This window comes from Streptomyces sp. NPDC050625 (genome assembly GCF_040654755.1).
Classification (GTDB): Bacteria; Actinomycetota; Actinomycetes; order Streptomycetales; family Streptomycetaceae; genus Streptomyces.
Genome location: NZ_JBFAIQ010000015.1, coordinates 1 through 26,131, shown reverse-complemented (window position 1 = coordinate 26,131; position 26,131 = coordinate 1). Strand labels below are relative to the sequence as shown.

The window sequence follows — 26,131 nt, the reverse complement described above, 5'->3', positions numbered from 1 at the left end:
GATATCGATCAGGCCCTGAGCGATCGTGGACATCGGAAACTCCTCGCCGCTGGTCTCCACTGGGGTGTGGCAGAGAACACTAGCCTCGTGTTCGCAGAGCGGGATCAAAATTCTCCTAGCCAGAACGCCGCAGGTCACGCGGTTGAATGATTATTAGTGGAGCCGGGGCAGCTCATATTCTGCGTTCAAGTCACGGAGAGTAAAGGAAACGCAATCAGCCGGAGTGCCGGCGGTGCGGCAGACCCGAAGAGAAGGCGGCAACATCCGTGTCCTCGCCGTCGCATGGCCACCGGTGGCTGACGACACGCATGGCGGCGACTATGTCACTTTATGTCACCATGTGCAGGATACAGAATGGCGCTCAGGTCAGTTGGCAGACCGCGGATCGTGGTTGCAGATGCCGTACCGCACGACGGCGTTCCGACGGAGCGGACAGGACCAGATAACGGACCTTGCTCGCATCCAGACCGATGACGGACGCGGCGGCCATGCTGCTGTATCCGAGGCGGCAGTTGAGGACCAGTGCGTCGTACTGCTGCGCCGGACACGTCTCGAGCACCGGCGGAATGCGGGCCACCGTGTGGACACGGCTGCGCATCAGCTCCCACGCGCGGGCGGGCGGACTGGGGTGACTGACAATGCCCGTCCAACCGACGGCGAGTTCCCCCAGGACACTGCGCACCAGCTGGTGGGCTTGTGCGGACGGAAGGTGTACGCGCGCGTAGTCGAGATAGCCCTCGCGGTTGAGCGCGCAGAACGCCTCATAGGCGGGTGGCAATGCCGGGGTCAGGCGGGCCGGGTCGCACGGCGCACTGCGGGCAAGCCGGCGCGAGGTCTGTGCAGTCATCCAGTGCCCTCGGTAGCCGGGCTGGCCCAGGAGACCGCAAGCTCGGCCGGGACGACGTGGGGGGCATTCTTCGATGCGCCGTTCAGCGTGTGTGTCCACGCCACCCCACCCGAGGGAGGCGGCGCAGCACGGCAAGGCGTGTCGGGCTTCAGGCAATCCGCTTGAGTGCCACGGGACGATCCATGTTGATCTCGGGTGTGACCAATCGACACCTTGAACTCTTCTCTCAGACTCGCGTGAGCTCATTCAATGGTTACGACGATTGGGAAGATGCCGGTGTGACGTGAAGAAAGGCATAGCACCGTCATGGAACCGACCCCGGCCCAGGTACATCCAGGCCGACGCGGGCGAAAATTCACCGGGGTCATCACACCACAAAGCGGAGGGCAGTCACCTGCAGGTGACTGCCCTCCGATACCCGGCTCCGATGGCAGTTGGCTCTGGCACATCGGAGCCGGGGCCCCTCGTGATGGCTCTCCACAGGGGGACACTCTCAACACGGCACCCAGCGGCTGAGAGGTTCAAACGGTTGGTGGCACCGTTGCCCTCTTTGTGTCGGCAGGTACTGGCTTGGTCGTTCCAGCGGCTGGGCCTCAGAAATCGCGCAGCCGTTCACCACGGTTCATCCCATATCCTGTGCTATTTCCTCAAAGAAGTGGGCTTGCCGGGAGGGGAGCGCCCAATAGTGCGCGACCATAGATCTCCTTGCTGGTGCCCAGGTGCAACGCAGCATGACGTGAGGCGGTCTCGATGTCACGCCACGCCCTTTGCAATTCGGATCCGTCCGTGAGACTTCCCGCGCCGGCTGTATCAATCAGCAGATTCACTGCCTGCCGCGCAGACGAGGCGGCGTAAGCGGCAGCCACACGAATGCGAGTTCGCTCAAGGAGATCGGGGCTACGGCCTGACCGAGCCTCGGTGTCCACCGCGTCCGCGGCGTGGGTCAGGTGAAGGCGTGCGGTGTCGACAAGCATGGCAGCGTCTGCCAGGGCCAATTGATGAGAAGGGGACTCGGCAACCAGACGGTGCAGTGGTGAGGCTGCCCGCTTCCCCTGGGTCGTAGTCTCAACGACCTTCTGAAGTGCGTGCGCAGCGATGCCCACTATCGTCCCGACGAGCGGCAGGTTGTTGGAGAGGTGGAACGTGACTCGGGGCTCGTCCCGGTGGCGGCGCCAGTACGTCCCGTCGGCCATGTCGTCGAGGGAGATCACGAGAGGATCCGGCACATAGAGGTCCTGTGCGATGGCCGAGTTACTACCCGTTCCCCGCATCCCCGCGACATGCCATGAATCCTCGATGACCAGATCAGACGTCGAGACCAGGCCCATGCGTCGTTCCGTCTCGCCGTCACCGTTCGTCGAAGTGAAGCCGAGCAGAGTCCACTGGGCCTGGTGTATGCCAGACAGCCAAGACCACTTGCCCTGCAGCAACCAACCGTCGTCCACACGCCGCGCAGTTCCCGAAGGGGCCGCGGTGCCGCAAACCACAGTGTCTGGTGTGTGCTTCCAGACCATGGCACGCTCAGGGTCGGCGAGCTGGGAAGCAAATAGGCTACTCCCATAGGCGATTCCGACTATCCAGGAGCTGGCGGCACATCCGTGCGCCAGTTCCTCACAGACATCTACGGCCGTGCGGACGTCCGCGCCATGACCTCCGTGCGCGACGGGTGTCCCGAGCCGGAACAGGCCAAATCGCAGCAGAGCTGTGGTAGTTGCATCAGTGAGCCTGCCGGCCGTCTCTGCGCTCTGCGCTTCACCAGCGAGAAGGGGGACCAGCGCTCGGGCTGCGTCCACGGGCTCGAGATCTTCGACAGCGTCGGCTTGGGCACCGGAGTCAGAGGTTGGAGCACTCACGAGGAATTCCTTCGTCGATACGGTTGGTGCTGCAGCGCGTCGGCCGGCGGCGACCTGGTGATCGTCCGTTCCGAGAGGCTGCGCACACAGCTATGACGCCACAGCCGGATCAAACGTGAGGTGAGGGCCGTCACACTGGCGGAAGCATCAGGCGGCTTCATCAGAATGAATTCTCCGAACCTGAAAGACGGATCCGCACCTGGGCCCGCTGGATATCCCCCACTCCCTCCAACCACGAGAAAGCCGCTGCTTGGCGCAGGGCCGGACGTTGCGCGGCATGTCTTTCTCAACGCGGCCCGACCGGACATGGACCGCGCCGCTTCAGTGCGTCGAGGGGACGATACGGGCCCGTACCTCTCCGAACCCGATGGCATCGCCCGCGGCATGATGCTCGGAGGCGTAGAAGTCCACGAAGTCGGCGACGCGCAATCAGACTCAGCCACACCAACTCGGCGAGCGGCTGGGCCTCGTACGACGGGCGTCTCGACCACGCACTCGTCGCCGAGGGCATTGCAGTACAGCGGCATCGCCGAGCACCAGTCGGCGTTCGGCGACCGCATCGTGCTGCTTCCTGTCCTCACCGGGGAACAGCTCGTGGAGCCTGAGATGCCGAGGCCCATGTGGGGCGGTTGGCCTCGACGCTCAGGTCCGGCAGCGGCCAGGGCATCAGAACGGGCAGGCGACGCGGCGATCACGATGAAGGTGAGGACTGCCTGGCCCGGACAGGATGAGCACCACTGGCGTCGACATGGACGAGGACGAGCTCCCGCTACTACGGGAGATGGCTGCCGCCGTGCTCGGGCCTCGAGCGCATGCCGCACCAACTGGGTCAGAGCGCGGCTCCCTGCGCATCCAACGCGACACGGCCCGCCGAACCGAACGATTCACCGCTGGAGCGGGTCTGGCTCTCCCTCAGCCATGCCCTGGACCAGGCGAAGGAGCCCGTGTCCTTTCTGACACGGCTCGCCCTGGTCCTTGGGCGCACGTGGACGGCGACGTCTTCGAGCAGGCACTGCAGTGCGCGCCAGGCCCCGACCGACGGCCGCCGGCCCGAGGAAGAGGCGGGACCTGAGCCCGGCAGGCACCTTCCGGGACTGTGGCGTCCTCGGTGCGGGGCCCACCGGGCAGCGGGGCAGACGGCTCGGTCTAGCGCACCGTTGTGGCGCCTTCGAGCGGGATCGGGACGAACATCTCGGGCTCCTGCTCGGGGGTGAGCGCGGTGGGGCCGTAAATCCAGTCGATGAAGCTGTAGTCGTCGGTGCTGCGCTCGCGCAGGATTTCATTGCGGCGCAGGCGTCGGTCCCCGTCGAGGTGCCAGAGGTCGCCCCAGACGCGAGCGGTGGTCTGGACGCGCCGACAGTGTTCGGTGCGAACGGCTTCATAGGCGGCCAGGGCTTCGGCCGGGTGGTCGACGCCGGTTTCGGCGAGGTGGTGCGCGAGGACGTAGCCGTCCTCGATGGCCATGACGGCGCCCTGGGCAAGGTATTGCAGTGGGGGGTGTGCGGCGTCGCCGAGCAGGACGATACGGCCGTAGACCCAGGTGCTGATGGGGTCACGGTCGGACATCTGCCACCACTTGTCCCGCCACATGAGCCCGATGGACTTGAGGACGTGGTCACACGTTGCAGCGAAGGCGCCGTCGAGCTCGTCGGGGGTGCCCCATTCCTCTTCACCCGCGCGAGCCTTGGGTGATTCGAACACAGCGACCTGGTTGACGGCAGTGCCGCCGCGCAGGGGGTACTGCACGAAGTGACACTGCGGTCCGACATGGACGACGACCTGGTCCTCGGCAAAGTCGATGCCATGATCGCGCACCTGCTCGACCGGCAAGGCACCGCGGTAGGCGACATAGCGGGAGCTGACTACATCATCGCCGACCAGATCACGGCGCGCGACGGAGTGGATCCCGTCGGCGGCGATCACCAAGGGGGCCTCGTGGACAGTGCCATCGGCAAGGCGGACGCCGGCACCGTCATCGGTCTGGTCGTAGCCGACGACTAGGTGGTTGGTCAGCAGGTCGACTCCGGCGCTGCGACAGGCCCGAAGGAGCAGGCCATGCAGGTCGGTGCGGTGGATGACCAGATAGGGGGAGCCGTAGCGCTTCTCGAGGTCGCGCAGGTCCACGCTGGTCAGATCACGGCCGTCGACGGCGTCGCGCATGACGAGGCGCTCGGGAACGACCCCAAGGCTCCTGGCCTCATCCAGCAGGCCGTACTTGTCGAGGATGCGGGTGCAGTTGGGTGCAAGTTGGATACCAGCGCCCACCTCACCGAACTCGGAGGCCTGTTCCAGCACCCGCACGCGCAGGCCGGTGCGGGTAAGGGCGAGGGCTGCGGCCAGGCCGCCGATGCCACCGCCGACGACCACGACGTCCGGCCGGTCCACGCTGTTGTTGTTGGTGTTCATGGTGGTTTCCCTTGCATGCGGTTCCGGGAGATCCGGAAGGTCCGTGGCGATGGTCAGAGCCAGGGGCCCAGGCGGGGCGCCGGCGTGTCCCAGTTGTTGATCAGGTTGTGGGGCCGACCGGTGAGGTAGGCGGTGATCTCGTGCAGCGGGCCTGTCACCGTGACGGGGACGCCTTCGCCGGGCAGCTTCCACCAGTCGCCGGTGTCTTTGGCCTCCAGCAGCAGAGCCGTCCCGGGCAGAGTGGAGCGGCGTGCGATCACGTCATCGCACAGGGCCCGCAGGAAGTCGACCGGCAGATCGGCGAAATTGCCCTCGTCGGCGAGGTCGACGAAGTGCACCAGCACCTCGCGGGCACGCATCCAGGGGATCTCGTACGCCGGCACGGAACGGCCCTGGGCGGTGACCACGGGGACGCACCACTGGGCTTCTGTGAGGGCGTCCATGCCCGCGTTCAATTTCTCGGCGGAGCCCCGCAGCCAGGACAGGAGGGAGTCGGCGGGCAGGGCGAGTCCGCGCGCGATGCCCGCGGCGCGCGCCTGAGGCGAGTCGTACATGTCCGCTCTCTCGCCGGTGGCGGCCCATCGGACGAGATTGCCCAGTGCGTCAGCGTTGCCAGCCAGGTGAGCGAGGAGTTGGCGGCGGTTCCAGTCGGGCAGGGTGGTACGAGCGCTGAGCCACATCTCGTCGTCGGAGAGCGTACGGGTGAGCAGATCAGTGCCGAACGCCGCCCAGCGGCGAGCGTCGATGAAGGTTCGCGGATGCCGTGCCATCACTTGACCGCCTCGGTCCCGTTCTTGACGATGCGGTTCTCCAGACGGCCGATACCCTGGATCTCGGTGACGATCGTCTCCCCGCCGAGGAGATAGCGCTCGGGCTTGCGGGCGTGGCCGACGCCGCCGGGGGTGCCGGTGGCGATGATGTCGCCGGGGTTGAGCCGGACGATCGTGGAGACATACTCGACGAGGTCGACCGGGTCGAACAGCAGATCGCCGGTGGAGTCGGACTGCATCACCTCTCCGTCGACGGACAGCCGTACGTCGAGGGCGGGACGGACACCGCCGGGCAGTTCGTCGGGGGTGACGAGGCACGGCCCGACCGGGGTGCTGGAGTCCCACATCTTGCCCTGGAGCCATTCGCGGGTGCGGAACTGCCAGTCGCGGCAGGTGATGTCGTTCAGGACGGTGAAGCCGGCGATCGCCGCCTCCGCCTCGGCGTCGCGGGCCCGGCGCGCCTGGCGACCGATGACGACTGCCAGTTCGACCTCCCAGTCGAACTTCTCGGTCTCCTCGGGGCGGATGATGTCGTCATGCGCGCCGATCAGGCAGTCGGCGAACTTGGCGAACAACGTGGGGTGTTCGGGCAGGTCGCGGCCCATCTCCTGAATGTGATTGCGGTAGTTGAGGCCAACACACACGACCTTGGAGGGGGCGGGCACGACGGGCGCGAAGTCGGCGCCGGCCGCCGGGTACGCCGTACCCGTGGCGGACGCGGCCAGCTCTGCCCAGCTGTCCTGGTCCAGCAAGGTGCCCACGTCCGGAAAGCCGAGGTCGATCAGCGTCTCGCCATCGAACCGTACGGCCTTGGTCGTGCCGCCGGTGCGCAGTGTCGCAAGCTTCATCGGGTGCCTCCTGCCACGTGAGTGCGGTCGAGCTTGAGGGCCTCGAAGACCGGGCTGTCGCTGAAACGAAACAGGTCCAGGGCGCTGGAGTCGGAGTCCGTGGCACCCGCTTCGGACTTGGCGGAGAACGACACCCAGGACGGGACGACGAAGAGGTCGCCGCGGCTGACGGTCCAGGACACATCGCCGACGCTCACCACTCCGGAGCCGTCGAAGACCTGGTAGACCGACGAGCCGGTCTCTCGAACCGGCGCGGTCTCGGCGCCGCGGGCGATGCGGTGGAACTCGGCACGGACAGTCGGCAGGACATCGGAGCCGTCGTGCGGATTCGAGTAGCGCACCGCGGCATGGCCGGGCTCGACGGTGCCGCCGAAACCCTCCTTCTCCAGCAGGAGCTGGTCGCGCAGGGCCGCGTCGGTGTACTCCCACTTGTACGACAGCAGCGGGCTGCCCGGTGTCGTGGGGGTGGCCGACAGCGGACGCAGGCCCGGGTGGGCCCACAGGCGCTCGGATCGTGACCGCTCCGGGGTGATCCGTTCGGCGTCGCTGATCTCGTCCCGGCCGAACTCGAAGAACTGCGCCTCGGTTACGTACTGGAACGGGATGTCCAGGCCGTCGATCCAGGCCATCGGCTCGGCGGTGGCGTTGTGGTGGGCGTGCCAGTTCCAGCCCGCCTGCGGCAGGAAGTCACCGCGGTTCATGGGCACCGGGTCGCCACCGACGACCGTCCACACGCCCGAGCCCTCGACGACGAAGCGGAAGGCGTGCTGGGTGTGACGGTGCTCGGGGGCGTCCTCGCCGGGCATCAGGTACTGGATGGCGGCCCACAGGGTCGGCGTGGCGAACGGCCTGCCGCCGAGGGACGGATTGGCCAGCGCGATGGCGCGCCGCTCGCCGCCGCGGCCGACCGGGACCAGGTCTCCGGCCTGGGCCGCCAGCTTGCGCAGCCGCTCCCAGCGCCACAGGTGCGCTATCGCCTTCGAGTGTGGCTCGGTCGGCATCAGGTCGCCGATCTGCGTCCACAGCGGCACCAGTAGCTCTTGCTCGAAGCCGCGATACAGCTGCGCCAGCTCGGGCGTGGCGTCCGGCTGATCCGCGGAATCCACCATTGGCAGACGCAGCGGCGCGGTCGGAGGAGTTGAAGATGTAGTCATGTCCAACAGACTGGTCCCGGTTCTGCAGTGTGGCATGTAGATTCTGGTGCGCAGAACTGGAGGCTGAGATGGACAAGCCATTCAAGAAACCACCGCCTTACGCGATCGCCAGCGTCGACCATGCCCTGCGGTTGGCCGCGGTCCTGCAGCTGGAGGGCCCCATGAGCGTCTCGCAAGCCGCCGAGCGGCTCGGCGTCGCTCGCTCCACCGCCCACCGGCTGCTGTCGATGCTTGTTTACCGGGACTTCGCGGTGCAGGACGACAACCGCGTCTACCGGGCCGGCCCCGTATTGGAGCTGGGCACCTACTCTCAGTCTCAGACCTCCCGGCTGCGCAAGGCCGCGCTGCCACACCTGCGGCGGCTGGCGGACGCAGTGGGCGAGACCGCGAACCTGAGCATCCGCACGGGCGACACGGTGCGGTTCATCGCCAGCGTCGAATCCGAGCAGGCGCTGCGGGTCGGCTCGCGCGAGGGCATGGTGTTCCCCGCCCATCGCACCAGCACCGGGCAGCTCATGCTCGCCGGCCTGGACGAGGGGCAACTGGAGGAGATGTACGCGCCCGAGCGCTACCAGGATCGTCCTGGCGAGCGGCCGAACCTGCGCGTGCTGCGGGGCCAGTTGGCCCGGGTGCGGCGTAGCGGCTTCGCCGTCAACTACGGGTTCTCCGAGAGCGGGTTGATCGCGGTCGGTGTACTGATCCACGATCGGGCCGGAGTCCCGGTCGCCGGTGTGTCGGTGGCGCTGCCCAGCACCCGCTACGACCCCGCCCACCTCGAACGCCTGGTCGCGAAGCTGCGTGCTGCTGCGCACGCCGTGGAAACGGATCTGGCCACGCTGGACTGATCACCCCGACAGCCGGGCCTGCCGATTCCGGCAGCCGACCCTGGAGGTCAGCCAAGCGTCGGCAGGTCGCGGGCGATCCGATCAGTGCACTCACGCAGCGCATTCGCCAACGGCTCGATACGCCCGGCGTGGAAGCGGGAGACGGGAACGGCGATGCTGAGCGCCGCGACTGCCCTGCCGCTGCGGTCGTTCACACACCGGCCGGCGGCCACCACACCGGTCTCGGTTGCCTCGAGGTTGAGCCCATAACCACGCGCTCGGACTTCGTCCAGCTCCCGCACCAGCTCGTCCAGCCCCTCATCGCCGGGATACAGGCAGGTGATCTCGGCGGGGCTCAGCTCGGCGAGCAGAGCCTTGCCCCCGGAGGTCGCGCGGGCCGGCAGCACAGCGCCCTGCCGGTCACCGACTCTCAGCACCTGAGACGATTCGACCGAGGCCAGGAAACGGATCTGTGTCCCGACGCGGACCATCAGGTTGACCGTCTCCTCGACCCGCGAACACAGGGCCTCCATGGCCGGCAGCAACATCCGGCGCAGGTATTGGGCCCGTCCGTCCCCGTTCGGAGCCGAGAGGGCCCGGCCGGGGACGTAGCCGCGATTCTCGTCACGCTCGGCGAAGTCGCGGAACACCAGCATCGACAGCAGCCGATGGGCCGTGGAGCGGGCGATCCCCAATTCGTCTGCGACCTCGCTGACCCGCACCCGGCCCCGGTCCCGCAGCAGTTCGAGTGCGAGCAGCGCGTTGTCGACCGACTCGATCATGTACGGAGGCTTGTTCTTCACAGAAGAATAATAGTCGTCTTGCAGAATTCCCGACCTACGGTGTGGGACAGACGAAGCGGCACCCGTGGGTCTGCCGGCGCCTACAGCGTCGGCGTGGCCTGGACCAATGCCGTCGCAGCGCCATCAGCGAGGGCAGCCACCACCGAACGCCGGAGACTCCCATGACGATCGACATCAATGAAGATGCCGGGTTCCGTCGCCCCCACGACGACATCCGAGCCGCGACCGTACCGACTGATCCCGCCGACCGCCAGCAGTACGACCACGCAGGCATCGACACGGCCTCCGGGTCGGGACGAGTGGGGGCGTAGATGACCGCGACCGCGACAACACCCGCAAGACTGTCCGTCAAGGGTCGCAAGGCGGTGGCCGGCGCCTGGGCCGGCCTGTGGGTAGACATGTTCGACGTCTACCTGCCAGTCATCGTGCTGGCTCCGGCCGCCGTGTTCTTCCAGCCCACCAACGTATCGGACACGACCAGTCAGATCATCACCGCACTGGTCTTCTCCGCGACCTTGCTGGGCCGGCCCATCGGCGCCGTGATCTTCGGGCACATCAGCGACCGAACCGGAAGACGCCGGGCCTCCGTGATCGCGCTCAGGGGTTTCGGCCTGGTCACCCTCACGATCGCGTGCCTGCCCGGCTACGGCGCCGTGGGCCTCGTCAGCACCTTCGCGCTGATCTTCCTGCGATTCGCCGACGGCATCTTTCTGGGTGGGCAGTACACGGCCGCGACGCCACTGGCCCTGGAGCAGAGCCCCCACACACGTCGGGGCCTGGTGGGTGCGGTGATCATGACCGGATTCCCGCTGGCCTACTGCACCATCGCGCTCATCACGATGGTTCTTTTGAAGGCCATGCCGGCCGATGGCATCGGCTCCGCCTACGTCCAGTGGGGCTGGCGGATTCCCTTCGTGATCGGCGGGCTGCTCGCGCTCGGACTGGTCCCGTGGATCTCCCGCAACCTGGAGGAATCCGACGCCTGGAAGCAGGCCCCCAAGACCTCCGAGGCACCGCTGCGTTCGCTGTTCCGCGGCCCGAACTTGCGGGGCTTCCTGCAGGTCTTCATTCTGATGAGCGGCCTGTGGCTGGCGTTCAACGTCATCGGCGCAGTACTGCCAGGAGCCCTCAAGCGGTCTGCCGGACTCACCGATCAGCAGGTCACATGGCTGATGGTGGTCGCGTACGCGCTACTGGCTGCTTCTTATCTGGTGGTCGGGACACTGAGCCAGCGCATCGGCCGCCGGCCCTTCTTCCTGATCGCCGGCGCCCTGACCGCGACCGCCGCACCGGTGCTGTACGGGATTCTGGTGTCCAAAGCGGTGACCGGTTTCGCCCTCATCGCAGTCGTGACCATCGCGCTGGTGCTGATCGTCGTGTCCACGTTCGGGGTCGTCACCACGTACATCATCGAGCGGTTCCACGTCGGCGTCAGGTCCAGCGGCTATGGACTCGGCTACACCGCCGCCGTGATCGTGCCCGCGTTCTATGTCTTCTACCAGACCGCGCTGTCCGCTCTCATGCCGATGAAGTACACCCCGCTGGTCCTCCTGGCGATCGGCGGCGTACTCATCGTCGCCGGTGCCGCACTCGGCCCCGAGACACGAGACGCGGACCTGTCCGGCGCTGTCGCCGAAACACGTGACGCCGACCTTTTGACGGGCTCCATCCCCGGCGTCCCCTACACCCACCCCTCGGGCCACCCTCAGTACAACAATCAGCATTTGCAGGAGTGAATATGAGCCTGATCACCACCGACATGCGGGACATCGTCGACAGCGCAAAGCTGTCGTTCGCCTCGACCGTCGACGAGGACGGATCGCCGAGCTTGTCCCCGAAGGGATCTGTGCGTGTCTACGACGACCAGCACTTGATCTTCATGGACATCGATTCTCCGCACACTCTGGAGAACCTGCGCCGGGACCCGCGCCTGGAGATCTGCTCCGTCGATTTCATCCGCCGTCGCGGCTACCGCTTCAAGGGCACCGTCGAACTGCTGCCGCCGGGCCACCCCGCCTACGAGTGGCTGAACAACTGGCTGCTCGAGCAGAACGGCCCCGGCTACCCCGCCAACGAAGTGGTCCTGCTCCACGTTGAGCGGATCCTGCCGGTGCTGTCACCGGCCTACACGGTCAAGCACATCGATGAGGCGGTCCTGTCGCAGTCCTGGGCCGAGAAGTACGGCCTCGTCGTCACGCCCGAGGGCGACGGGAGCTGACAGACCGGTGCCCCCGGCGCGGGGACGAACCCGCGCCGGGGGCACCTACCACGTTCGCTGTGCAGACCACTATCAGGAAGATCAGATGGACGACACCCCATCCGTCATGAAGGCCGCCTACATCACCGCGTACGGCCCCGCCGACACCATCGCCATCGGCGACCTGCCCGTGCCCGTGCTCGGCCCCACCGACGTCCTCGTGCACGTGGACGCCCTCGCCGTCAACCACGTCGACACCTTCGTCCGGTCCGGTGCCTACCGCACGAACACGCCGTTCCCGTTCATCATCGGCCGGGACCTCGCCGGCACGGTCACCGCGACCGGCCCCGGCGTCAGCGGCTTCCAGCCCGGAGACCGTGTCTGGTCCAACAGCCTGGGCCACAACGGGCGCCAGGGGGCCTTCGCCCAGTGGGCGTCCGTCCCGGTCGAGCGCCTGTACCGGCTCCCGGACGGGGTTTCACCGACCGAGGCGGTCGCCGTATTCCACACCGCGGCGACCGCGTTCCTGGGCCTGTTCCGCGACGGCCGGCTGCGAGCCGGGGACACCATCGTGGTGACCGGCGCCGCGGGTGGGGTCGGCAGTGCCGTCGTGCAGTTGGCCGCCGCAGCCGGCGCGAAGGTCGTCGCCACCGCTTCCAAGCGCGACGCGGAATACTGCCTGGGCCTGGGCGCCCACGCCGTCGTCGACTACAGCACACCCGATCTGACCGCCGTCATCGCCGAGGCTGCCCCGGAAGGGGTGAACCTGTTCTGGGACAACACCGGCGCCAACGACATCGAGGGAATGCTGCCGCTACTCGCCCAGGGCGCACGCGTCATCGTGATGTCCGGGCTCAACTCCCGGCCCACAGTCCCCATGGGCAAGCTCTACACCCGCGACATCTCCATCCACGGCTTCGCGATAAGCAATGCCTCCGTCAGCGACCTCGCAGACGCCGCGGCACTGATCAACCGGCTTCTCGCAGCAGGACGTCTGCGCACCCGGATCGGCGCGACGCTGCCGCTCGCCGAGGCCGCCCAAGCGCACCGTCTCCAATCTGCCCAGGGCGCCGACCGGCCCAAGGGCCGCATCGTCGTCCGTCCTTGAGTCCTCGCGACACCGGCTCCGTCCGTCAGCCCCTTGATCGTTTTGAACCCCACAGGCCGCTCGAGCAGTGAAGAAGGTGACGCCTACGAATCGAGAGATCCTGCTGACATGTCACCTGCACGCAGAAGTGACTCACGCCTGAGGGCGGATGCCGCGCGTAATCATGCCCTGCTCCTCGAGGCCGCTGCCAGCATCGTGCGCGAGCGAGGAGCAGAGAACCTCACCATGGAAGCGGTCGCTGAGGCGGCGTCAGTGGGCAAAGGCACGGTTTTCCGGCGCTTCGGGGACCGCACCGGTTTGATGACAGCACTGCTGGATCAGTCCGAGAATGCCTTTCAAACCGGATTCCTCAGCCACTCCCCTCCCTTGGACTGCGCCGACGCGGCCGTGGGACGGCTGAGGGATTTCGGTCTGGCTGCGCTGCGCCGAGCGGCGGACGATCTGGAACTGCAACTGGCAGCGGAACCGCGACCCCAGCAGCGCTTCACCGCAACAGCCCGGTGCGCCCACCACGAGTACGTCACCGCCTTGCTGCGCCAGGCCGTGCCCGAGGCGGACTGCGACCTGCTCGCGCGGACCCTGCTGGGATTCCTCGATCCTGCCCTGGTCCACCACCTCACACTGCACTGCAACATGCCGCTGCGGCGGCTGGAAGAAGGCTGGCTCGACCTGGTGATCCGCCTGACAGGCACCGATGGGCCCTGTCCGGGACGTGCCGAACATGCTTGAAGGGGAGGTGCACACGCCTGTGGTCGGGGTTGCCGTGGGGTTCTCGCGCGGAGGACCCCACGGCGCTGTTGTTGCCCCTGAGACGCCGGGCCGACGGGTCAGCCGCGTTCGGCTGCCCCACTGCCGTCATGCCGGTCTACCGGCAAGGCGGATCCGTGGCCACTCGCTCCATACACCCCTGCCCCTTGCCAGGGCGGCATCAGACAGAGGCTGCTGCGACCGTCTCCTCGATCGGCCAGGTGGTCCGGTGGTCGGCCCAGTCGAGGATCTTCTCTCCGTCGTCGACCGGGGGGTAGATCCACTCGGCGTTGATGTTGGACTTCTGCCGCTTGGCGGCGTCTCCGCTCTTCACGACCTCCCGCTCCCAGCCGCTGCAGAGGACCGCGCCGGCGGGACCGAGGTCGAGGCAGGTGACGTAGGGGTCGGGCGCAAACGGCACCATGGGATGCCCGAGCAGGTCCGCGCCGACGTTGTGGCCGGCGAACTTGCCCTGGGGCACTGCGTGTTGGCAACTCTGCGTCACCACATGGTCGTCGTCGGCGTATGGCGCTGCGGTGTCTCCGGCCGCGTACACATCAGGTACGCCGTCGACCCTCAGGTACTGGTCGACGTGCAGCCTTCCGAGCCGGTCGCGGCGTCCGGGGATCTGACTTGTCAGCTTGCTCGCGGCCATTCCGCCGGTCCACACCGTGGTGCAGGCAGCGACGGTGCTGCCTTCGGAGAGCCGTACTTCGGTCGGGGTCACGCTCTCGACACTGATGCCGAGACGCACCTGGACGCCGAGCTTGTCGAGGGCCTGCTCGATGATCGGCCGGGGACCTTGCCCCAGTTCGGGACCGACAGCGTCGGCTCGCTCGACGAGCACAACGCTGGCCTCCACCCCGGGGGGTGCGATGGCACGCAGGCGGCCGCACAGCTCCGTGGCCACCTCCAGACCCGTGAAGCCCGCGCCGACGACCACGGCCGTGTACTGGCCGGCCTGGTCGTGGCCGGCTCGCAGCCGGTTCAGATGGGCCTCCAGCGCGGCGGCCTCCGGAAGTGTGTCGACCGTGAACACGTCCTCGGCACCCGCGAAGGGCGGTCGGATCACCTTGCTGCCGGTGGCCAGGACGAGGCGGTCGTAGGCGGTGACTTGTGTTTCACCGGCCCGGTTCACCGAGGTGACAACGCGCCTCTCGGTGTCGATTTCCGTCACTGTGGCCGCGCTGCGCCGTACTCCGATGGGGCCGAGTACCCGGTCGAGCGGGACCCGCATCTGCTCAGGATGAGCTTCGTACAGACGGGGGCGGATCACCATGTCGTCGCTGGCGTCGATGAGAGACACCCGCACGTCGGCGGCTCGGGCGCCGACCTCGCGACGCGCTCGCATGACACCGGCGGCGGCCCACACACCGGCAAACCCGCCGCCGATGACGAGGACGTGAGGCATTCGCTTCTCCTTCGTGTTGGTCATGCTCGTACTTGCTTCGCGTCTTCTTGCCGCTTCGAGATCGCCTGTCTCGTCGCAGGGCCTCAGCGCGGCGCCCGTGTGTCGAGCGTGAACCGGTGTACGACCACTGGGGTGCCGTCAGTGAGACACCAGGCCGGGTTGGGAGCGATTCGGACACATGTGTCGTGAAAGCCCTCGGCGACCGCTGTGGCCGCTATCCGCTCGCCCGACAGCACCAGAACCTCGAAATCGCCGTTGACATCGGCATGCACCCGGCGTCCATTGACAGTGACGACAGCACCCTGAATGGGAGTACCTTGGGGATCGGCCACCAAGCCGGCGAAGACCACGTCGGCGCGGTCTGCGGTGGGAGAGTGCGCCATGTGGACTTCCTCGAAAGTTGTTCGTCAGGCCGTTGGGTGAGTGTGGGCCATCATCCGCGTCCAACAGAAATACAAAAATCAGCACCATTAGGAGCCTGCGCGTCTTGGTGGGTCCCGTGTTGCAGCTAGGGAGCATGTGGCGTGCAGAGGACTCGGTCGGCGCTTGGCCGCGACGCGGCGCCTATCCTCGGTCCATGGAGCTGCGACACATCCGGTACTTCGTCGCGGTAGCGGAGGAATGTCATTTCGGGCGGGCGGCCGAGCGGCTGCACATCGCCCAGCCACCGCTTTCGCAGCAGATCAAACAGCTGGAGGCCGAACTCGGCGTCCCCCTGCTGGTCCGCACCACGCGCAAGGTGGAACTCACACCCGCAGGCGTTCGATACCTCGAGCGGGCACGCGGCATCCTGGCGGCGATCAACGCGGCCGGCGAGGAGGCGGGATGGGTCGCGGCGGGACTCGCCGGGCGTGTGTCCATCGGCTTCACCGGCTCGGCGACATACGAACTGCTGCCGATGCTGACGCGCACTCTGCGCCAGGAGATGCCTGGGGTCGAGCTCGATCTCAAGGGCGAGATGCTCACTCCGAGCCAGGTCGAGGCGCTCGAGGACCGAAGCCTTGACATCGGCTTTCTGCGTCCACCAGTGCGTGATCCAAAGCTGGAGGTCATGGTCTTTCGCCGGGAGCCGCTGATCGCCGTCCTCCCGGAGGAACACCCTCTGACCGGATCCGGCAGCGTGCAGCTGCGAGAACTTCGGGACGAGCCGTTCATCTGCTACCCCTCCCACCATCGTTCGGTCCTGCACGATGCCATCTACGACGCCTGTCAGCGCGCGGGGTTTCGGCCCTCGTCCGTGCAGGAAGTGGGCGAGACTGCAACCTTGGTTTCCTTCGTCGCGGCCGGGCTCGGTGTCGCGCTGGTGCCCGCGTCGGTGCAACACCTGACCGTCACGGGTGCCGTGTACCGGCCGCTCGCCGGTACGACCGAGGAGGTCGCCCTCGCCGTCGCGGCGCGCACCGGCGATGAATCGCCATTGGTCAAGCGGGTGCTCACCCGGATCCGGACGCTTCTCGGCGGGGGACGGCCGACGAGTATCTGACACAGCCCGCGGAGATACCTGCGTCGGGTTTCACACACGCTGGCACTCGGCCGACCTGGCGTCACGGCGATTGAGATGTGTGACGTCCCAATGGATCCTTAATCGATATTTCACGCCGGGTCAATGGCGGTGTGAAACTCGAGCCACCGCACATCGCGGCGCGGACCATGAACCGCTTGCTGTGGCGTGATTGGTCACTCCGCCCGTGCTCGAAGCCGACGTGAGGACAACGCCGATGACGCCGTTCATGCTCTCCGTGATCGCTCTTCTCGAAGGGGAACGGGCGACCGAGCCGGCGACCGAACCCAGTCGAAGCCGTGCGGTCGCCGAAGCAACCGACACCCAGGTTCTCGTCCGCTCCCTCGCCGAACAGCTGGTCTGCGAAGCGAACGCCATTCTCAGGGAGCACGGGACCACCTTCAGCCTGGTGGACGAGGCCGGACCGGGCAACCTGGCCTTCACCATCGGGTTCGGCGACAGCTCGGCCCGCGTACAGACCGAGGTCCACGGCCACACCGCCGTCGGCCGGCTGATCGCTCCCGGCTTGCCGGACGACGAGCCGCTGCAGCTCACCACCGAGGACGAGCTCCAGTCGCTCCTGCTCAGCCTGATCACCACCTCCCCCCGCCCCTGAAGCCGCCGACGTCTGCAGGAGACGACCATGCAGTACGAATTGCGCTACCAGGTCATCGAGCCAAAGCGCCAGACCTATCAGAACGTCATCGAACGCCTCGGCGACCAACCTGCCAGCCGCTATCTCGAAGCCACGCTCGACGTGGAGCCGCGGGAGAACTTCCACTACCGGCCCACCTGGATCCAGGACCGCGAGCTGTACGACGAGCGGTACTCGCAGCTCAGGCTCACCGATCCCTACAGCTACACCGATCCGCGCCAGTACTACTACACACCGTACATCACCAACCGAGCCGCTCTGCACGACGAATTCGGCAAGACACTGGCCTACCTGGAGCAGCGCGACCTTCTGGTGAAGCTGCCCAGGGAGTGGGGCACGGTCCTGAGTTCGGTGGTCGTCCCGCTGCGCCACTACGAGTCGGGAGCCCAGCTCGTCAGCGTCGCGGGCGCCCGGTTCGCATACGGCACCTCGCTGGAACAGTGCTGCACGTTCGCCGCGTTCGACCGAATCGGCAACGCCCAGATGCTCTCACGGCTCGGTATCGCGGCCGGCGGTGGGGCGGCCGAAGTACTTCAGGTCGCCAAGGCCCAGTGGCTGGAGGCCGATCATCTCCAACCGCTGCGCCGCCTCGTCGAGGAAATCATGATCGTCGAGGACTGGGCGGAGGGCCTGCTCGCGGTCGATCTGATCGACTCCCTGGTCTATCCGTTGCTCTACAACCGACTGGACGAGACCGCCCTGCTCGGCGGGGCCGGCGCCTACAGCCTGGTCTCCCAGCACCTGTTCACATGGTTCACCGACCAGCGCAAGTGGCTCGACGCGCTGATCACGGCGTGGGCAAACGACCCCTCCCACGCCGAGGCGAACCGGGCAGCCCTGGCCCGCATCAACGACGTCTGGTCGGACCGCGTCCAGGACGCGGTGACGTCGCTGGTCTCGGTCGTGGAGGACAGCATCCCGCAGTCGGGCAGCAAGGCATCCCTGGCCGCGATCATCCAATCCCGTACGGTCGCCTGGGCCAAGATCACCGGAGGTGCAGCATGACCGCGGGGACCCTGCGCCAAGTGGCCATCGACATCCAGGAATCCGAGGAGAACCGGGCGCTGATCGAGGCCATCAAGGCCGACAATCCGAATCTGACTCTCCGTCACATGCCGGGGCTGGTCAAGCTCCAGGCCGCCAGCCGCATCGTCATCAACCGCTTGACCGTCGAAACTCGGCTCGGCCGGGAGTGGGAGACCGGGGAGTTCCAACTCGCCATCGTGTCCTACACCGGCAACTTCTCGGAGTGGGACGACGACCAGATCATCGTGAGTTGGGAACACTGAGATGAGCACTCCGACCAAGAAGTCCTCCGTGTCGGCCAGGAAGCTGCCGCTCAAGGAGCGTTACGCGCTGCTGACTCGCGACCTCGACTGGGAGCCGAGCTACGTCTCGCGCGAGCAGCTCTTCCCGTACACCAGCTACGAGGGCATAAAGATCCACGACTGGGACGGCTGGCAGGACCCGTTCCGGCTCACCGTGGACGCCTACTACAAGTACCAGGCCGAGAAGGACAAGCGCCTGTACGCGGTCCTGGACAGCTTCGCCCAAAGCCAGGGGCACCTGACGCTCTCCGACGCAAGCTACCTGAACGCCATCAAGCTTTTCATCCAGGGCGTCACCCCGCTCGAGTACGCGGCACACCGTCACTTCGCCTATCTGGCCCGCTACTTGGAGGGTCCCGCCCCGAGGTTCGCGGCCCTGTGCCAGAGCGTGGACGAGCTGCGTCACTGCCAGACGCAGATCCACACCATCAGCAACTACAACAAGTACTACGGTGGTTTCCACAGCTGGTCGAAGATGCACGACCGGGTCTGGTACCTGTCGGTGCCCAAGTCGCTGTTCGACGACGCGATGACCGCCGGGCCGTTCGAGTTCCTGATCTCCATCTCCTTCAGCTTCGAGTATCTGCTGACGAACCTGCTGTTCGTGCCGTTCATGAGCGGCGCCAGCTTCAACGGCGACATGCCGACGATGTCGTTCGGCTTCTCCGCCCAGTCCGACGAGAGCCGGCACATGACCCTGGGCCTGGAGGCCATCAAGTTCCTGCTGGAGCAGGACGAGGACAACGTGCCGATCATCCAGGACTGGATCGACAAGTGGTTCTGGCGGGCGTACCGCATGTCCGCCCTGGTCGCCGGAATGATGGACTACATGCTGCCCAAGCCGGTGATGAGCTGGCGGGAGGCGTTCGAGCTGTACTTCGAGGATCAGATGCTCGGTGGCCTCTTCCCCGACCTCGAGTACTACGGCATCAAGCCGCCCCGGCACGTCAACGACGCCATCGCCGAGAAGGACCACCTCTCGCACCAGGTCTACAAGGTCCTGCACAACTTCTCGTTCGCCGCGTCCTTCACCACCCAGACCCCCGACGCCGGGCACATGGACTGGCTCTCGGAGCAGTATCCGGGCACCTTCGACCGTTCCTACCGGCCGACGTGGGAGAAGCATCAGCGGATCGAGGAGTCCGGCGGCCGCGTGTTCTTCCAGGGACTGCCTCAACTGTGCCAGGTGTGTCAGGTGCCCATGGCGTTCACCGAGACCGGTGACGCTTCCCAGATCTCCTTCCGGCGCAGCACCTTCCGCGACGAGACCTTCCACACGTGCAGCGACGGCTGCCAGTGGATCTTCGAACGCGAGCCCGAGAAGTACGTCCAGGCATGGCTGCCGGTGCACCAGATCTACCAGGGCAACTGCGGCGGCCCCACCGTGCCGGACGTTCTCGCCTGGTACGGCATCCAGGAGGGCGACAACGGCGAATACACCGGGTCCCCCGACCAGCGCTCCTGGGCCGAGTGGCACAGCTCCGCCACGTCGAAGGAGGGCGCGTGACATGAGCGTCAAGGCACTGTACGAATACAATTTCCCGTCCGCCGACCGGGCCGAGCTGTTCGGCGACGACCAGCTGGTGTACGTCTACTGGCGGGGCAACCCTCTGTTCTGCTCGGCCGCCTGCTTCAGGGCGCCCAAGGCCACGCCGTTCGGTGAATTCGTCACCTCGATGGTGCACGGCTGGGCCGCGTCCGACCCCGACTTCGACCCGGATTCCGTACGCGACTGGCTGCTGTTCGACGAACCGCTGCAGGCGGAAGGTTCCACCCCGCTCACGGAGCTGGGCATCGGGCACAAGGCGCTGCTCAGCTTCACGGCGGGAGCCGGACAGTGACCGCAACGCACACCATCCGTATCGAACCCCTCGGTGCCGAGATCCAGTGCCGCGAGGACCAGACGGTGCTGGATGCCTGCCTGCGCGAAGGTATCTGGCTGCCGCACGCCTGCACACACGGTACGTGCGGCACCTGCAAGGCCCAGATCCTCGACGGGGAGGCCGACCTCGGCGACGCGTCGCCGTACGCCCTGCTGGAGAGCGAGCGGGACGACGGCTGTGCACTGCTGTGCGTGGCACGCCCGTGCGGTGACCTCGTCGTCGAAGGCGAGGTGGACGTTGAGGAGGGCGTGGACATCCATCCGGTGCGCGACCGTGCCGGAACCGTGGAGAGCGTCGAGGACGTCGCTCCGGATGTACGCCGGCTGATCATCCGCCTGGACGAACCACTGGCGTTCAACCCCGGGCAGTACATCCTGCTCGAAGGGCCCGATGGAGAGCAGCGGCCGTATTCCATCGCCAGCACTCCCGCCGAGCCCGCCCGGGTCGAACTGCACGTCAAGCGCTCCGAACACGGAGTCTGCACGGACGGCTGGATCTTCAAATACCTGTCCGCCGGGGACCGGGTGACGCTTTCCGGCCCCTACGGTCAGTTCTCCTTCCGGCCGCTGCGCGACGAGCCGATCCTCCTGCTCGGCAGCGGTACGGGCCTGGCTCCACTGAAGTCGATCGTCCGGCACATCGCCGAGACGGGTGCGGAGCACCAGGTCACGCTCTATCACGGGGTGGCCACACGCAACGACCTGTACGACCGCGAGTGGTTCGAGGCGCTTGAGACGGAGCATGACTGGTTCACCTTCCGGCCCGCGCTCTCACGTGACGACTGGCAAGGACGCAGCGGCCGCGTACCCGCGCTGCTGGCCGAGGACTACCCGCGCGCCTCCGGGCACGTCGCCTACATATGCGGCAGTCCGGCCATGGTGGCCGACACGATGAAGGCCCTGATGAGGGCCCGGCTGTTTCCTCGCAACATCTACCGCGAGGACTTCTTCGACTCCGCCGACCGCGCCGCCGGCACCCACGTCGTGCGCAGTCCGCTCATCCGTCGATGACCGGGCGAACCCCGCATCGCTTATCCACCGAGGACGGACTCTGAAGTGAAGATCACCAGTATCGAGGCGATACCGTACGCGATTCCTTACAGCAAACCGCTGCGCTTCGCGAGCGGAGAAGTCTCGGTGGCCGAGCACGTTCTCGTGCGCGTCCGCACCGACTCGGGTCTCACGGGCACCGCGGAGGCGCCACCGCGCCCCTTCACCTACGGAGAGACCCAGGCTTCGATCATCGCCGTGATCAACACGATCTTTGCGCCTCAGATCCTGGGCCTGTCGGCCCTCGACCGAGAGGTGATCCACGCCCGCCTCGGCCGCACCATCGCCAACCCCACCGCCAAGGCCGCCATCGACATGGCACTGTGGGACATCATCGGCCAGTCGCTGGGCGTCTCGGTGACGCAACTGCTGGGCGGTTTCGCCGACCGCATGCGCGTGTCCCACATGTTGGGCTTCACCGCCGTCGACCAGTTGGTCGCCGAGGCCGAACGGGTGCAGGGCACATACGGCATCACCACGTTCAAGGTGAAGGTCGGCCGGCAGCCGTATCGACTCGACGTCGCCGCGTGCCGAGCTCTGCGGGAAGCTCTCGGCGACGATGTCGAGCTCTACATCGATGGCAACCGCGGCTGGACGGCCACCGAATCGGCCCGCGCACTGCGCGAGATGGAAGATCTCGACCTCACCTTCGCCGAGGAACTCTGCCCCGCGGACGATGTCCTGGGACGCAAGTGGCTGGCCTCCCAGAGCAGAATCCCGCTCTACGCGGACGAGAGCACGGCCCGGCCGGCAGAGATCACACGGGAAATCCTGGGCGGCGCCGCGCACGGCATCAGCGTCAAGACGGCCCGCACCGGATTCACGTACTCACAGCGCATCGTCTATCAGTGCGAGGGACTCGGTGTGGAAGTCGTGATGGGCAACCAGATCGACAGCCAGATCGGCTCCTTGTGCAGCGTGGCCTTCGGCGCAGCGTTCGCGTCGACAGCGCGCAGGGCCGGCGAACTGTCCAACTTTCTGGACATGAGCGACGACTTGCTCACCGAGCCACTCCGGATCGAGCAGGGCACCCTCCGGGTCCGTGAGAACGCGGGCCTCGGCCTCGAGATCGACGAAGGCAAACTCCAGCACTACCGCCAGGACCTCTGACAGGCAAGCACGCCGACGTCAGATCAGCACGGTCACAACCACCCTTGGTCAGGAAACAGGAGCCGGACATGACTGAAGTCACTGAATCGCAGGCCACCGCGGCCGAATCGGGCGCATCGGCGACCGAGCGCTTCCGCCAGAAGCAGAAGGTGGAGACCGCCACCAGCAAGGAGCGTGTCAGCACCCTCGCCACCGAGGTCCTCACCGCGATCCACGACGTCATCCGACGCCACCAGGTCACTTACGAGGAGTACGACGCCCTCAAGGCATGGATGATCCAGGTCGGCCTGGACGGTGAGTGGCCGCTCTTCCTCGACGTGTTCGTCGAGCACGTCGTCGAGCAGGTCGCCAACGACAGCCGCCAGGGCAGCAAGGGGAGCATCGAGGGCCCCTACTACGTCCCCGGGGCCCCGGCACTGCCTGCCGAGGCCACCCTGCCCATGCGCGACGGCGAGGCCGGCACCCCGCTGCTGTTCCAGGGCCAGGTGCGCGGTGTCGACGGCAAGTCACTGCCGGGGGCCGTCCTCGACGTCTGGCAGGCCGACAGCGCCGGCTACTACGCCCAGTTCGCGCCCAGCCTGCCGGAGTGGAATCTGCGTGGCGTCGTCACCGCCGACGACGAAGGCACCTTCCGCATCCACACCATCCTGCCCGCGCCCTACCAGATCCCCACCGACGGCTCCACGGGCAATCTGATCTCCGCGGCGGGCTGGCACGCCTGGCGTCCGGCCCACCTCCACTTCAAGATCGCTTCCCCCGGCCATCACACGATCACCACCCAGCTGTACTTCGAGGGGGGCGAGCACGTCACCGACGACATCGCCACCGCCGTGAAGCCCGAACTCATCCTCGACCCCGTTCCCGCCTCGGACGGAAACGGCCTGGAAGTCACCTACGACTTCGTGCTCGACCCGGCCTGACACCTGAACCGGGTACGAATGAGCTGAGGCAAAAGGACGTTGCCGTACTGCTCGCCGTAGGCACGGATGTCGAGATCTCGCACCGTCGGGCAGTACGCCAGCGTCCGTCTCTTTCCTCTCTTCCATATATGAAGGTCGAGATCACACCGCCGGCGCAACATCCATCCTCAGGTTCGGAGTAGGTATGAGTATTGCAATTCGGCGTGCGCTGCTGGCGGTCCTGGCCTTGCTGGGCCTTTACACCGGAGGATGGGCCTACTTCGCGCCCAAGCACTGGTACGAGAACTTCCCAGGTTTCGGGTTCAGTTGGCTGCCACAGCTCGGTCCCTACAACATGCACCTCGCCAAGGACGACGGCGCCATGTTCTTGGCCCTGGGGGTCCTGAGCCTGTTCGCCATCCGTTACGCCCACAACACACTCGTTGTCCTGATCACGGCGTCTGTGTGGCTCGTCTTCAACGTCCTTCACTTCATCTTCCACATGCAGCATTTGCACGTGTACAACACGACCGACAAGATCCTCAACGTGGTCCTGCTCAGCCTTCTAGTCGTGTTCAACGCGGCCCTTTTCGTTCCCGTGAGGCAGCACAGCAGCGAACTCTGACGGTGACACGTGAAGGAATTGAGAGAATGCCCCGCTCATGCTGCTTTCAGTCCCGAATCCCACTTCGTGAGCAATCGTCGCGGCGTCGAGGGACGTACTGACGAATCTGAGAGGCGAGGTGGACTCGAACCGGTCCTCCACGACACGGTGCTGGACGCGGCGCAGTGCGTGATGCCGGGACTCACGGCCCAGCACATCAGCGAATTGGGTTTGAACTCCCGACGTCTGCATCCGAGCGGTCAGCGCCCTCGCGACGCGGCGAGCGGTTTCTCTTCCCTGGTCCTCGGTGACGAGCGCCAATGCCAGGTCCAGGGTGGAAGCGCCACCACCACACGTCACGACGTGACCGTCCCGCAGGATTGTCTCACCAGCACGCACCGCGCAGTCAGGAAATCGCGACTCTTGTGGACACCGCCGCAACTCTCTTGGCCCCACCGGCCGAGCGCCCCCAGGTCCTCTACAGCGCTCGTGGGCAAGTGTGGGACTCCATCGGCTCCGGGGAGCAAGACAGTGTCCGCGTGGCCCACCAGGGCGAGATCGCCCTCGGCCATGAGGGTCAGCCCACTGGCGGTCACAACCGGGTGAGCCTGTGCAGAAACCGTCCGTACACGGTAGGTCAGTCTTGGGGTTACCGTGCACATTCGCCGCGCAGAACACCTCGGACGGCCCCGCATACCCCAGGCCCTCCATCCGTCACCCACTGGGCTATCCGGTTCGTCCACATCGATCCTCCTACGATGGGCCAAGGCATACTCGCCGGGCGTGACGCAGCTCGTCGAGCCGGCGGTGACCCGCATCCGATCCCGGCCGCCCTTTTGTGAGGGACGGGCTCCGTGGCGCACGTCACCCGTCTTCAGGACCAGGTGCCGAGCTTTTCCGGGTTCAGAGTGAGCCACACATCGCTGATGCCGCGCTGCGTGACATGCAGGGAGATGACCGCGACGACCACTCCGTCGACCCGTCCCACCAGCGCCGGACGGCCTCCGACGCTCTCCACGCATTCCAGTGCCACGGCGACTCGAGGTTCCTTCTGGAAGATGCCGAGCAGGTAGCGCGCCGTCCTGTCCGCGCCATGGATGGGATTGAGCGCGGCGCGGACATGTCCACCGCCGTCCGCCCGCGCAGTGACCTGCGGGTCCAACAACTCGATCAGGTCATCGAGTTCGCCAGTCTGGCACGCTTTCTTGAACTCACTGATCACCTGCATATACTCATGCAGGTGTGCCTCGTGGCGGTGCGCCGAGTTGACCCGCCGGCGCGCCGCCACGGCCAGGGCGCGACAGCTCTCCGTGCTACGGCCCACGATGGTGCCGATCTCAGCGAACGGGAACTTGAACACGTCGTGCAGGACGAACGTCACCCGCTGCGCCGGCGTGAGGGACTCCAGAAGAACGAGCATGCCCATCGAGATGGAGTCGTCAAGCGCAACTCGGTCGGCGGGATCCTGAGCACGCTCGGAAGTCCACACGCTGCTCCACGCCGCACTGTCCGGCAGGGGCTCAGGCAGCCACTCACCGGTGTATCTCTCCCTGCGGACACGCGCGGAGCTGATGTGGTCCAGGCAGATCCGGCCCGCCACGCGCACGAGCCAGGCCGACGGAGACTTGATGTCCGCGCGATCCAGCGCGGACATCGCATACCAGCGGGTGTATGTCTCCTGCACAACGTCCTCCGCGTCATGCGTGGAGCCGAGCATCCTGAAGGCCACCGACATCAGCAGATTCTGATCTGGGAGGGTTGTGTCCGGGTCGGGGCCTGACTGCCCCGCATCCTTTCCCAGCATGAGCCTGAATCCCTACATGGACGACGAGACGCCTTTACCAAGGCACCCGGTCTCTGTGAATGTCTTACGGCCATCGTGCACGTCCACGACGAGTGACTGCACCGTACTGTTCCGCGCGGCCTGGTGCCTGCTACCCCACTCCATTGGAGCAGAGTAGCCGACCCTGTACTCAATGTGTCCGGACAGTCCGAGGAGGCGGGGTCAGGAAGCCTTCGAGGCCCCCGCACGCCTTTGTGCCCGCAGCCACTCCTTGTTCATGTTCGTGATGGACATCAGCGGAATGCCCTTGGGGCAGGCGGTGGCGCACTCCCCGGTGAGCGTGCAGCCGCC

Annotated in this window: 27 protein-coding genes; 17 read left to right on the top strand and 10 right to left on the bottom strand. The window is 66.5% G+C overall.

The features are described from left to right. Window positions 1-361 precede the first annotated feature (361 nt). Window positions 362-847: a hypothetical protein gene (locus AB0I54_RS28450; RefSeq protein ID WP_363299006.1), complete on the bottom strand. Its 486-nt coding sequence runs from the start codon at window positions 845-847 to the stop codon at window positions 362-364. A 647-nt stretch (window positions 848-1,494) separates the two neighbouring features. Further along, window positions 1,495-2,544, bottom strand: a complete 1,050-nt coding sequence (locus AB0I54_RS28445; protein WP_363299156.1) for an acyl-CoA dehydrogenase family protein — start codon at window positions 2,542-2,544, stop codon at window positions 1,495-1,497. Between AB0I54_RS28445 and AB0I54_RS28440 the strand changes: the two genes are divergently transcribed. Continuing rightward, window positions 2,446-2,796 (top strand): hypothetical protein, encoded by a 351-nt coding sequence (locus tag AB0I54_RS28440; RefSeq protein WP_363299163.1) that lies wholly within the window; start codon window positions 2,446-2,448, stop codon window positions 2,794-2,796. The two genes, AB0I54_RS28445 and AB0I54_RS28440, sit on opposite strands and share 99 nt — an antisense overlap. A gap of 1,050 nt (window positions 2,797-3,846) precedes the next feature. On the opposite strand, the gene AB0I54_RS28435 is transcribed toward AB0I54_RS28440, so the two are convergent. The 4 genes from AB0I54_RS28435 to AB0I54_RS28420 are packed head-to-tail and all read right to left on the bottom strand — an operon-like array spanning window position 3,847 to window position 7,878. Continuing rightward, entirely contained in the window at window positions 3,847-5,106 is a 1,260-nt protein-coding gene (locus AB0I54_RS28435) for an FAD-dependent monooxygenase (protein WP_363299005.1), read from the bottom strand. 53 nt (window positions 5,107-5,159) lie between these two features. Further along, the gene (locus tag AB0I54_RS28430) at window positions 5,160-5,876 is read right to left on the bottom strand and encodes a maleylpyruvate isomerase family mycothiol-dependent enzyme (RefSeq protein ID WP_363299004.1); all 717 of its coding nucleotides are present in this window, start codon (window positions 5,874-5,876) and stop codon (window positions 5,160-5,162) included. Continuing rightward, complete coding sequence (locus tag AB0I54_RS28425; protein WP_363299003.1) at window positions 5,876-6,724, bottom strand: fumarylacetoacetate hydrolase family protein; 849 nt, start codon at window positions 6,722-6,724, stop codon at window positions 5,876-5,878. Before AB0I54_RS28425 ends, AB0I54_RS28430 begins: the two co-directional genes overlap by 1 nt. Next, window positions 6,721-7,878, bottom strand: coding sequence for a cupin domain-containing protein (locus AB0I54_RS28420; RefSeq protein ID WP_363299002.1), 1,158 nt, complete (start codon window positions 7,876-7,878; stop codon window positions 6,721-6,723). Before AB0I54_RS28420 ends, AB0I54_RS28425 begins: the two co-directional genes overlap by 4 nt. Before the next feature lie 68 nt (window positions 7,879-7,946). Here AB0I54_RS28420 and AB0I54_RS28415 point away from each other — a divergent pair, with 68 nt between their 5' ends. Beyond that, the gene (locus tag AB0I54_RS28415) at window positions 7,947-8,723 is read left to right on the top strand and encodes an IclR family transcriptional regulator (protein ID WP_363299001.1); all 777 of its coding nucleotides are present in this window, start codon (window positions 7,947-7,949) and stop codon (window positions 8,721-8,723) included. 47 nt (window positions 8,724-8,770) lie between these two features. Here the strand turns inward: AB0I54_RS28415 and AB0I54_RS28410 are convergent, their stop codons facing one another. Next, window positions 8,771-9,505 carry an IclR family transcriptional regulator gene (locus AB0I54_RS28410; protein WP_363299000.1) on the bottom strand — a complete coding sequence of 245 codons (735 nt, stop codon included), beginning with the start codon at window positions 9,503-9,505 and terminating at the stop codon, window positions 8,771-8,773. Window positions 9,506-9,666: 161 nt separating this feature from the next. Here AB0I54_RS28410 and AB0I54_RS28405 point away from each other — a divergent pair, with 161 nt between their 5' ends. From AB0I54_RS28405 to AB0I54_RS28385, 5 genes are all read left to right on the top strand, one after another. Then, window positions 9,667-9,816, top strand: coding sequence for a hypothetical protein (locus AB0I54_RS28405; RefSeq protein ID WP_363298999.1), 150 nt, complete (start codon window positions 9,667-9,669; stop codon window positions 9,814-9,816). Beyond that, complete coding sequence (locus AB0I54_RS28400; protein ID WP_363298998.1) at window positions 9,817-11,241, top strand: MFS transporter; 1,425 nt, start codon at window positions 9,817-9,819, stop codon at window positions 11,239-11,241. Between the two features lie 2 nt (window positions 11,242-11,243). Continuing rightward, window positions 11,244-11,723 carry a pyridoxamine 5'-phosphate oxidase family protein gene (locus tag AB0I54_RS28395; RefSeq protein ID WP_363298997.1) on the top strand — a complete coding sequence of 160 codons (480 nt, stop codon included), beginning with the start codon at window positions 11,244-11,246 and terminating at the stop codon, window positions 11,721-11,723. 85 nt (window positions 11,724-11,808) lie between these two features. Continuing rightward, window positions 11,809-12,810 carry an NADPH:quinone reductase gene (locus tag AB0I54_RS28390; RefSeq protein ID WP_363298996.1) on the top strand — a complete coding sequence of 334 codons (1,002 nt, stop codon included), beginning with the start codon at window positions 11,809-11,811 and terminating at the stop codon, window positions 12,808-12,810. A gap of 108 nt (window positions 12,811-12,918) precedes the next feature. Continuing rightward, window positions 12,919-13,539, top strand: a complete 621-nt coding sequence (locus tag AB0I54_RS28385) for a helix-turn-helix domain-containing protein (protein ID WP_363298995.1) — start codon at window positions 12,919-12,921, stop codon at window positions 13,537-13,539. Between the two features lie 199 nt (window positions 13,540-13,738). On the opposite strand, the gene AB0I54_RS28380 is transcribed toward AB0I54_RS28385, so the two are convergent. Further along, complete coding sequence (locus AB0I54_RS28380) at window positions 13,739-14,968, bottom strand: FAD-dependent oxidoreductase (protein ID WP_363298994.1); 1,230 nt, start codon at window positions 14,966-14,968, stop codon at window positions 13,739-13,741. 83 nt (window positions 14,969-15,051) lie between these two features. Next, window positions 15,052-15,351, bottom strand: a complete 300-nt coding sequence (locus AB0I54_RS28375) for a hypothetical protein (protein ID WP_363298993.1) — start codon at window positions 15,349-15,351, stop codon at window positions 15,052-15,054. Window positions 15,352-15,545: 194 nt separating this feature from the next. Between AB0I54_RS28375 and AB0I54_RS28370 the strand changes: the two genes are divergently transcribed. From AB0I54_RS28370 to AB0I54_RS28325, 10 genes are all read left to right on the top strand, one after another. Continuing rightward, a complete protein-coding gene (locus AB0I54_RS28370; protein ID WP_363298992.1) occupies window positions 15,546-16,451 on the top strand; it encodes a LysR family transcriptional regulator in 906 nt (301 codons plus the stop codon). Window positions 16,452-16,686: 235 nt separating this feature from the next. Further along, window positions 16,687-17,085, top strand: a complete 399-nt coding sequence (locus AB0I54_RS28365; protein WP_363298991.1) for a hypothetical protein — start codon at window positions 16,687-16,689, stop codon at window positions 17,083-17,085. A gap of 27 nt (window positions 17,086-17,112) precedes the next feature. Then, entirely contained in the window at window positions 17,113-18,129 is a 1,017-nt protein-coding gene (locus AB0I54_RS28360; RefSeq protein WP_363298990.1) for a hypothetical protein, read from the top strand. Next, entirely contained in the window at window positions 18,126-18,413 is a 288-nt protein-coding gene (locus tag AB0I54_RS28355; protein ID WP_363298988.1) for an MmoB/DmpM family protein, read from the top strand. Before AB0I54_RS28360 ends, AB0I54_RS28355 begins: the two co-directional genes overlap by 4 nt. 1 nt (window position 18,414) lies before the next feature. Then, a complete protein-coding gene (locus AB0I54_RS28350; RefSeq protein ID WP_363298987.1) occupies window positions 18,415-19,959 on the top strand; it encodes a phenol 2-monooxygenase in 1,545 nt (514 codons plus the stop codon). Window position 19,960: 1 nt separating this feature from the next. Then, window positions 19,961-20,293: a phenol hydroxylase subunit P4 gene (locus tag AB0I54_RS28345; RefSeq protein WP_363298986.1), complete on the top strand. Its 333-nt coding sequence runs from the start codon at window positions 19,961-19,963 to the stop codon at window positions 20,291-20,293. Next, window positions 20,290-21,345: a 2Fe-2S iron-sulfur cluster-binding protein gene (locus tag AB0I54_RS28340; RefSeq protein WP_363298985.1), complete on the top strand. Its 1,056-nt coding sequence runs from the start codon at window positions 20,290-20,292 to the stop codon at window positions 21,343-21,345. The genes AB0I54_RS28345 and AB0I54_RS28340 overlap by 4 nt, the downstream gene beginning before the upstream one ends. A 45-nt stretch (window positions 21,346-21,390) precedes the next feature. Beyond that, complete coding sequence (locus tag AB0I54_RS28335) at window positions 21,391-22,494, top strand: enolase C-terminal domain-like protein (RefSeq protein WP_363298984.1); 1,104 nt, start codon at window positions 21,391-21,393, stop codon at window positions 22,492-22,494. 68 nt (window positions 22,495-22,562) lie between these two features. Then, a complete protein-coding gene (catA, locus tag AB0I54_RS28330; RefSeq protein WP_363298983.1) occupies window positions 22,563-23,414 on the top strand; it encodes a catechol 1,2-dioxygenase in 852 nt (283 codons plus the stop codon). A 184-nt stretch (window positions 23,415-23,598) separates the two neighbouring features. Continuing rightward, entirely contained in the window at window positions 23,599-24,018 is a 420-nt protein-coding gene (locus AB0I54_RS28325; RefSeq protein ID WP_363298982.1) for a hypothetical protein, read from the top strand. Window positions 24,019-24,871: 853 nt separating this feature from the next. On the opposite strand, the gene sigJ is transcribed toward AB0I54_RS28325, so the two are convergent. Beyond that, window positions 24,872-25,732 (bottom strand): RNA polymerase sigma factor SigJ, encoded by an 861-nt coding sequence (gene sigJ, locus AB0I54_RS28320; RefSeq protein ID WP_363298981.1) that lies wholly within the window; start codon window positions 25,730-25,732, stop codon window positions 24,872-24,874. Window positions 25,733-26,131: the final 399 nt, after the last annotated feature.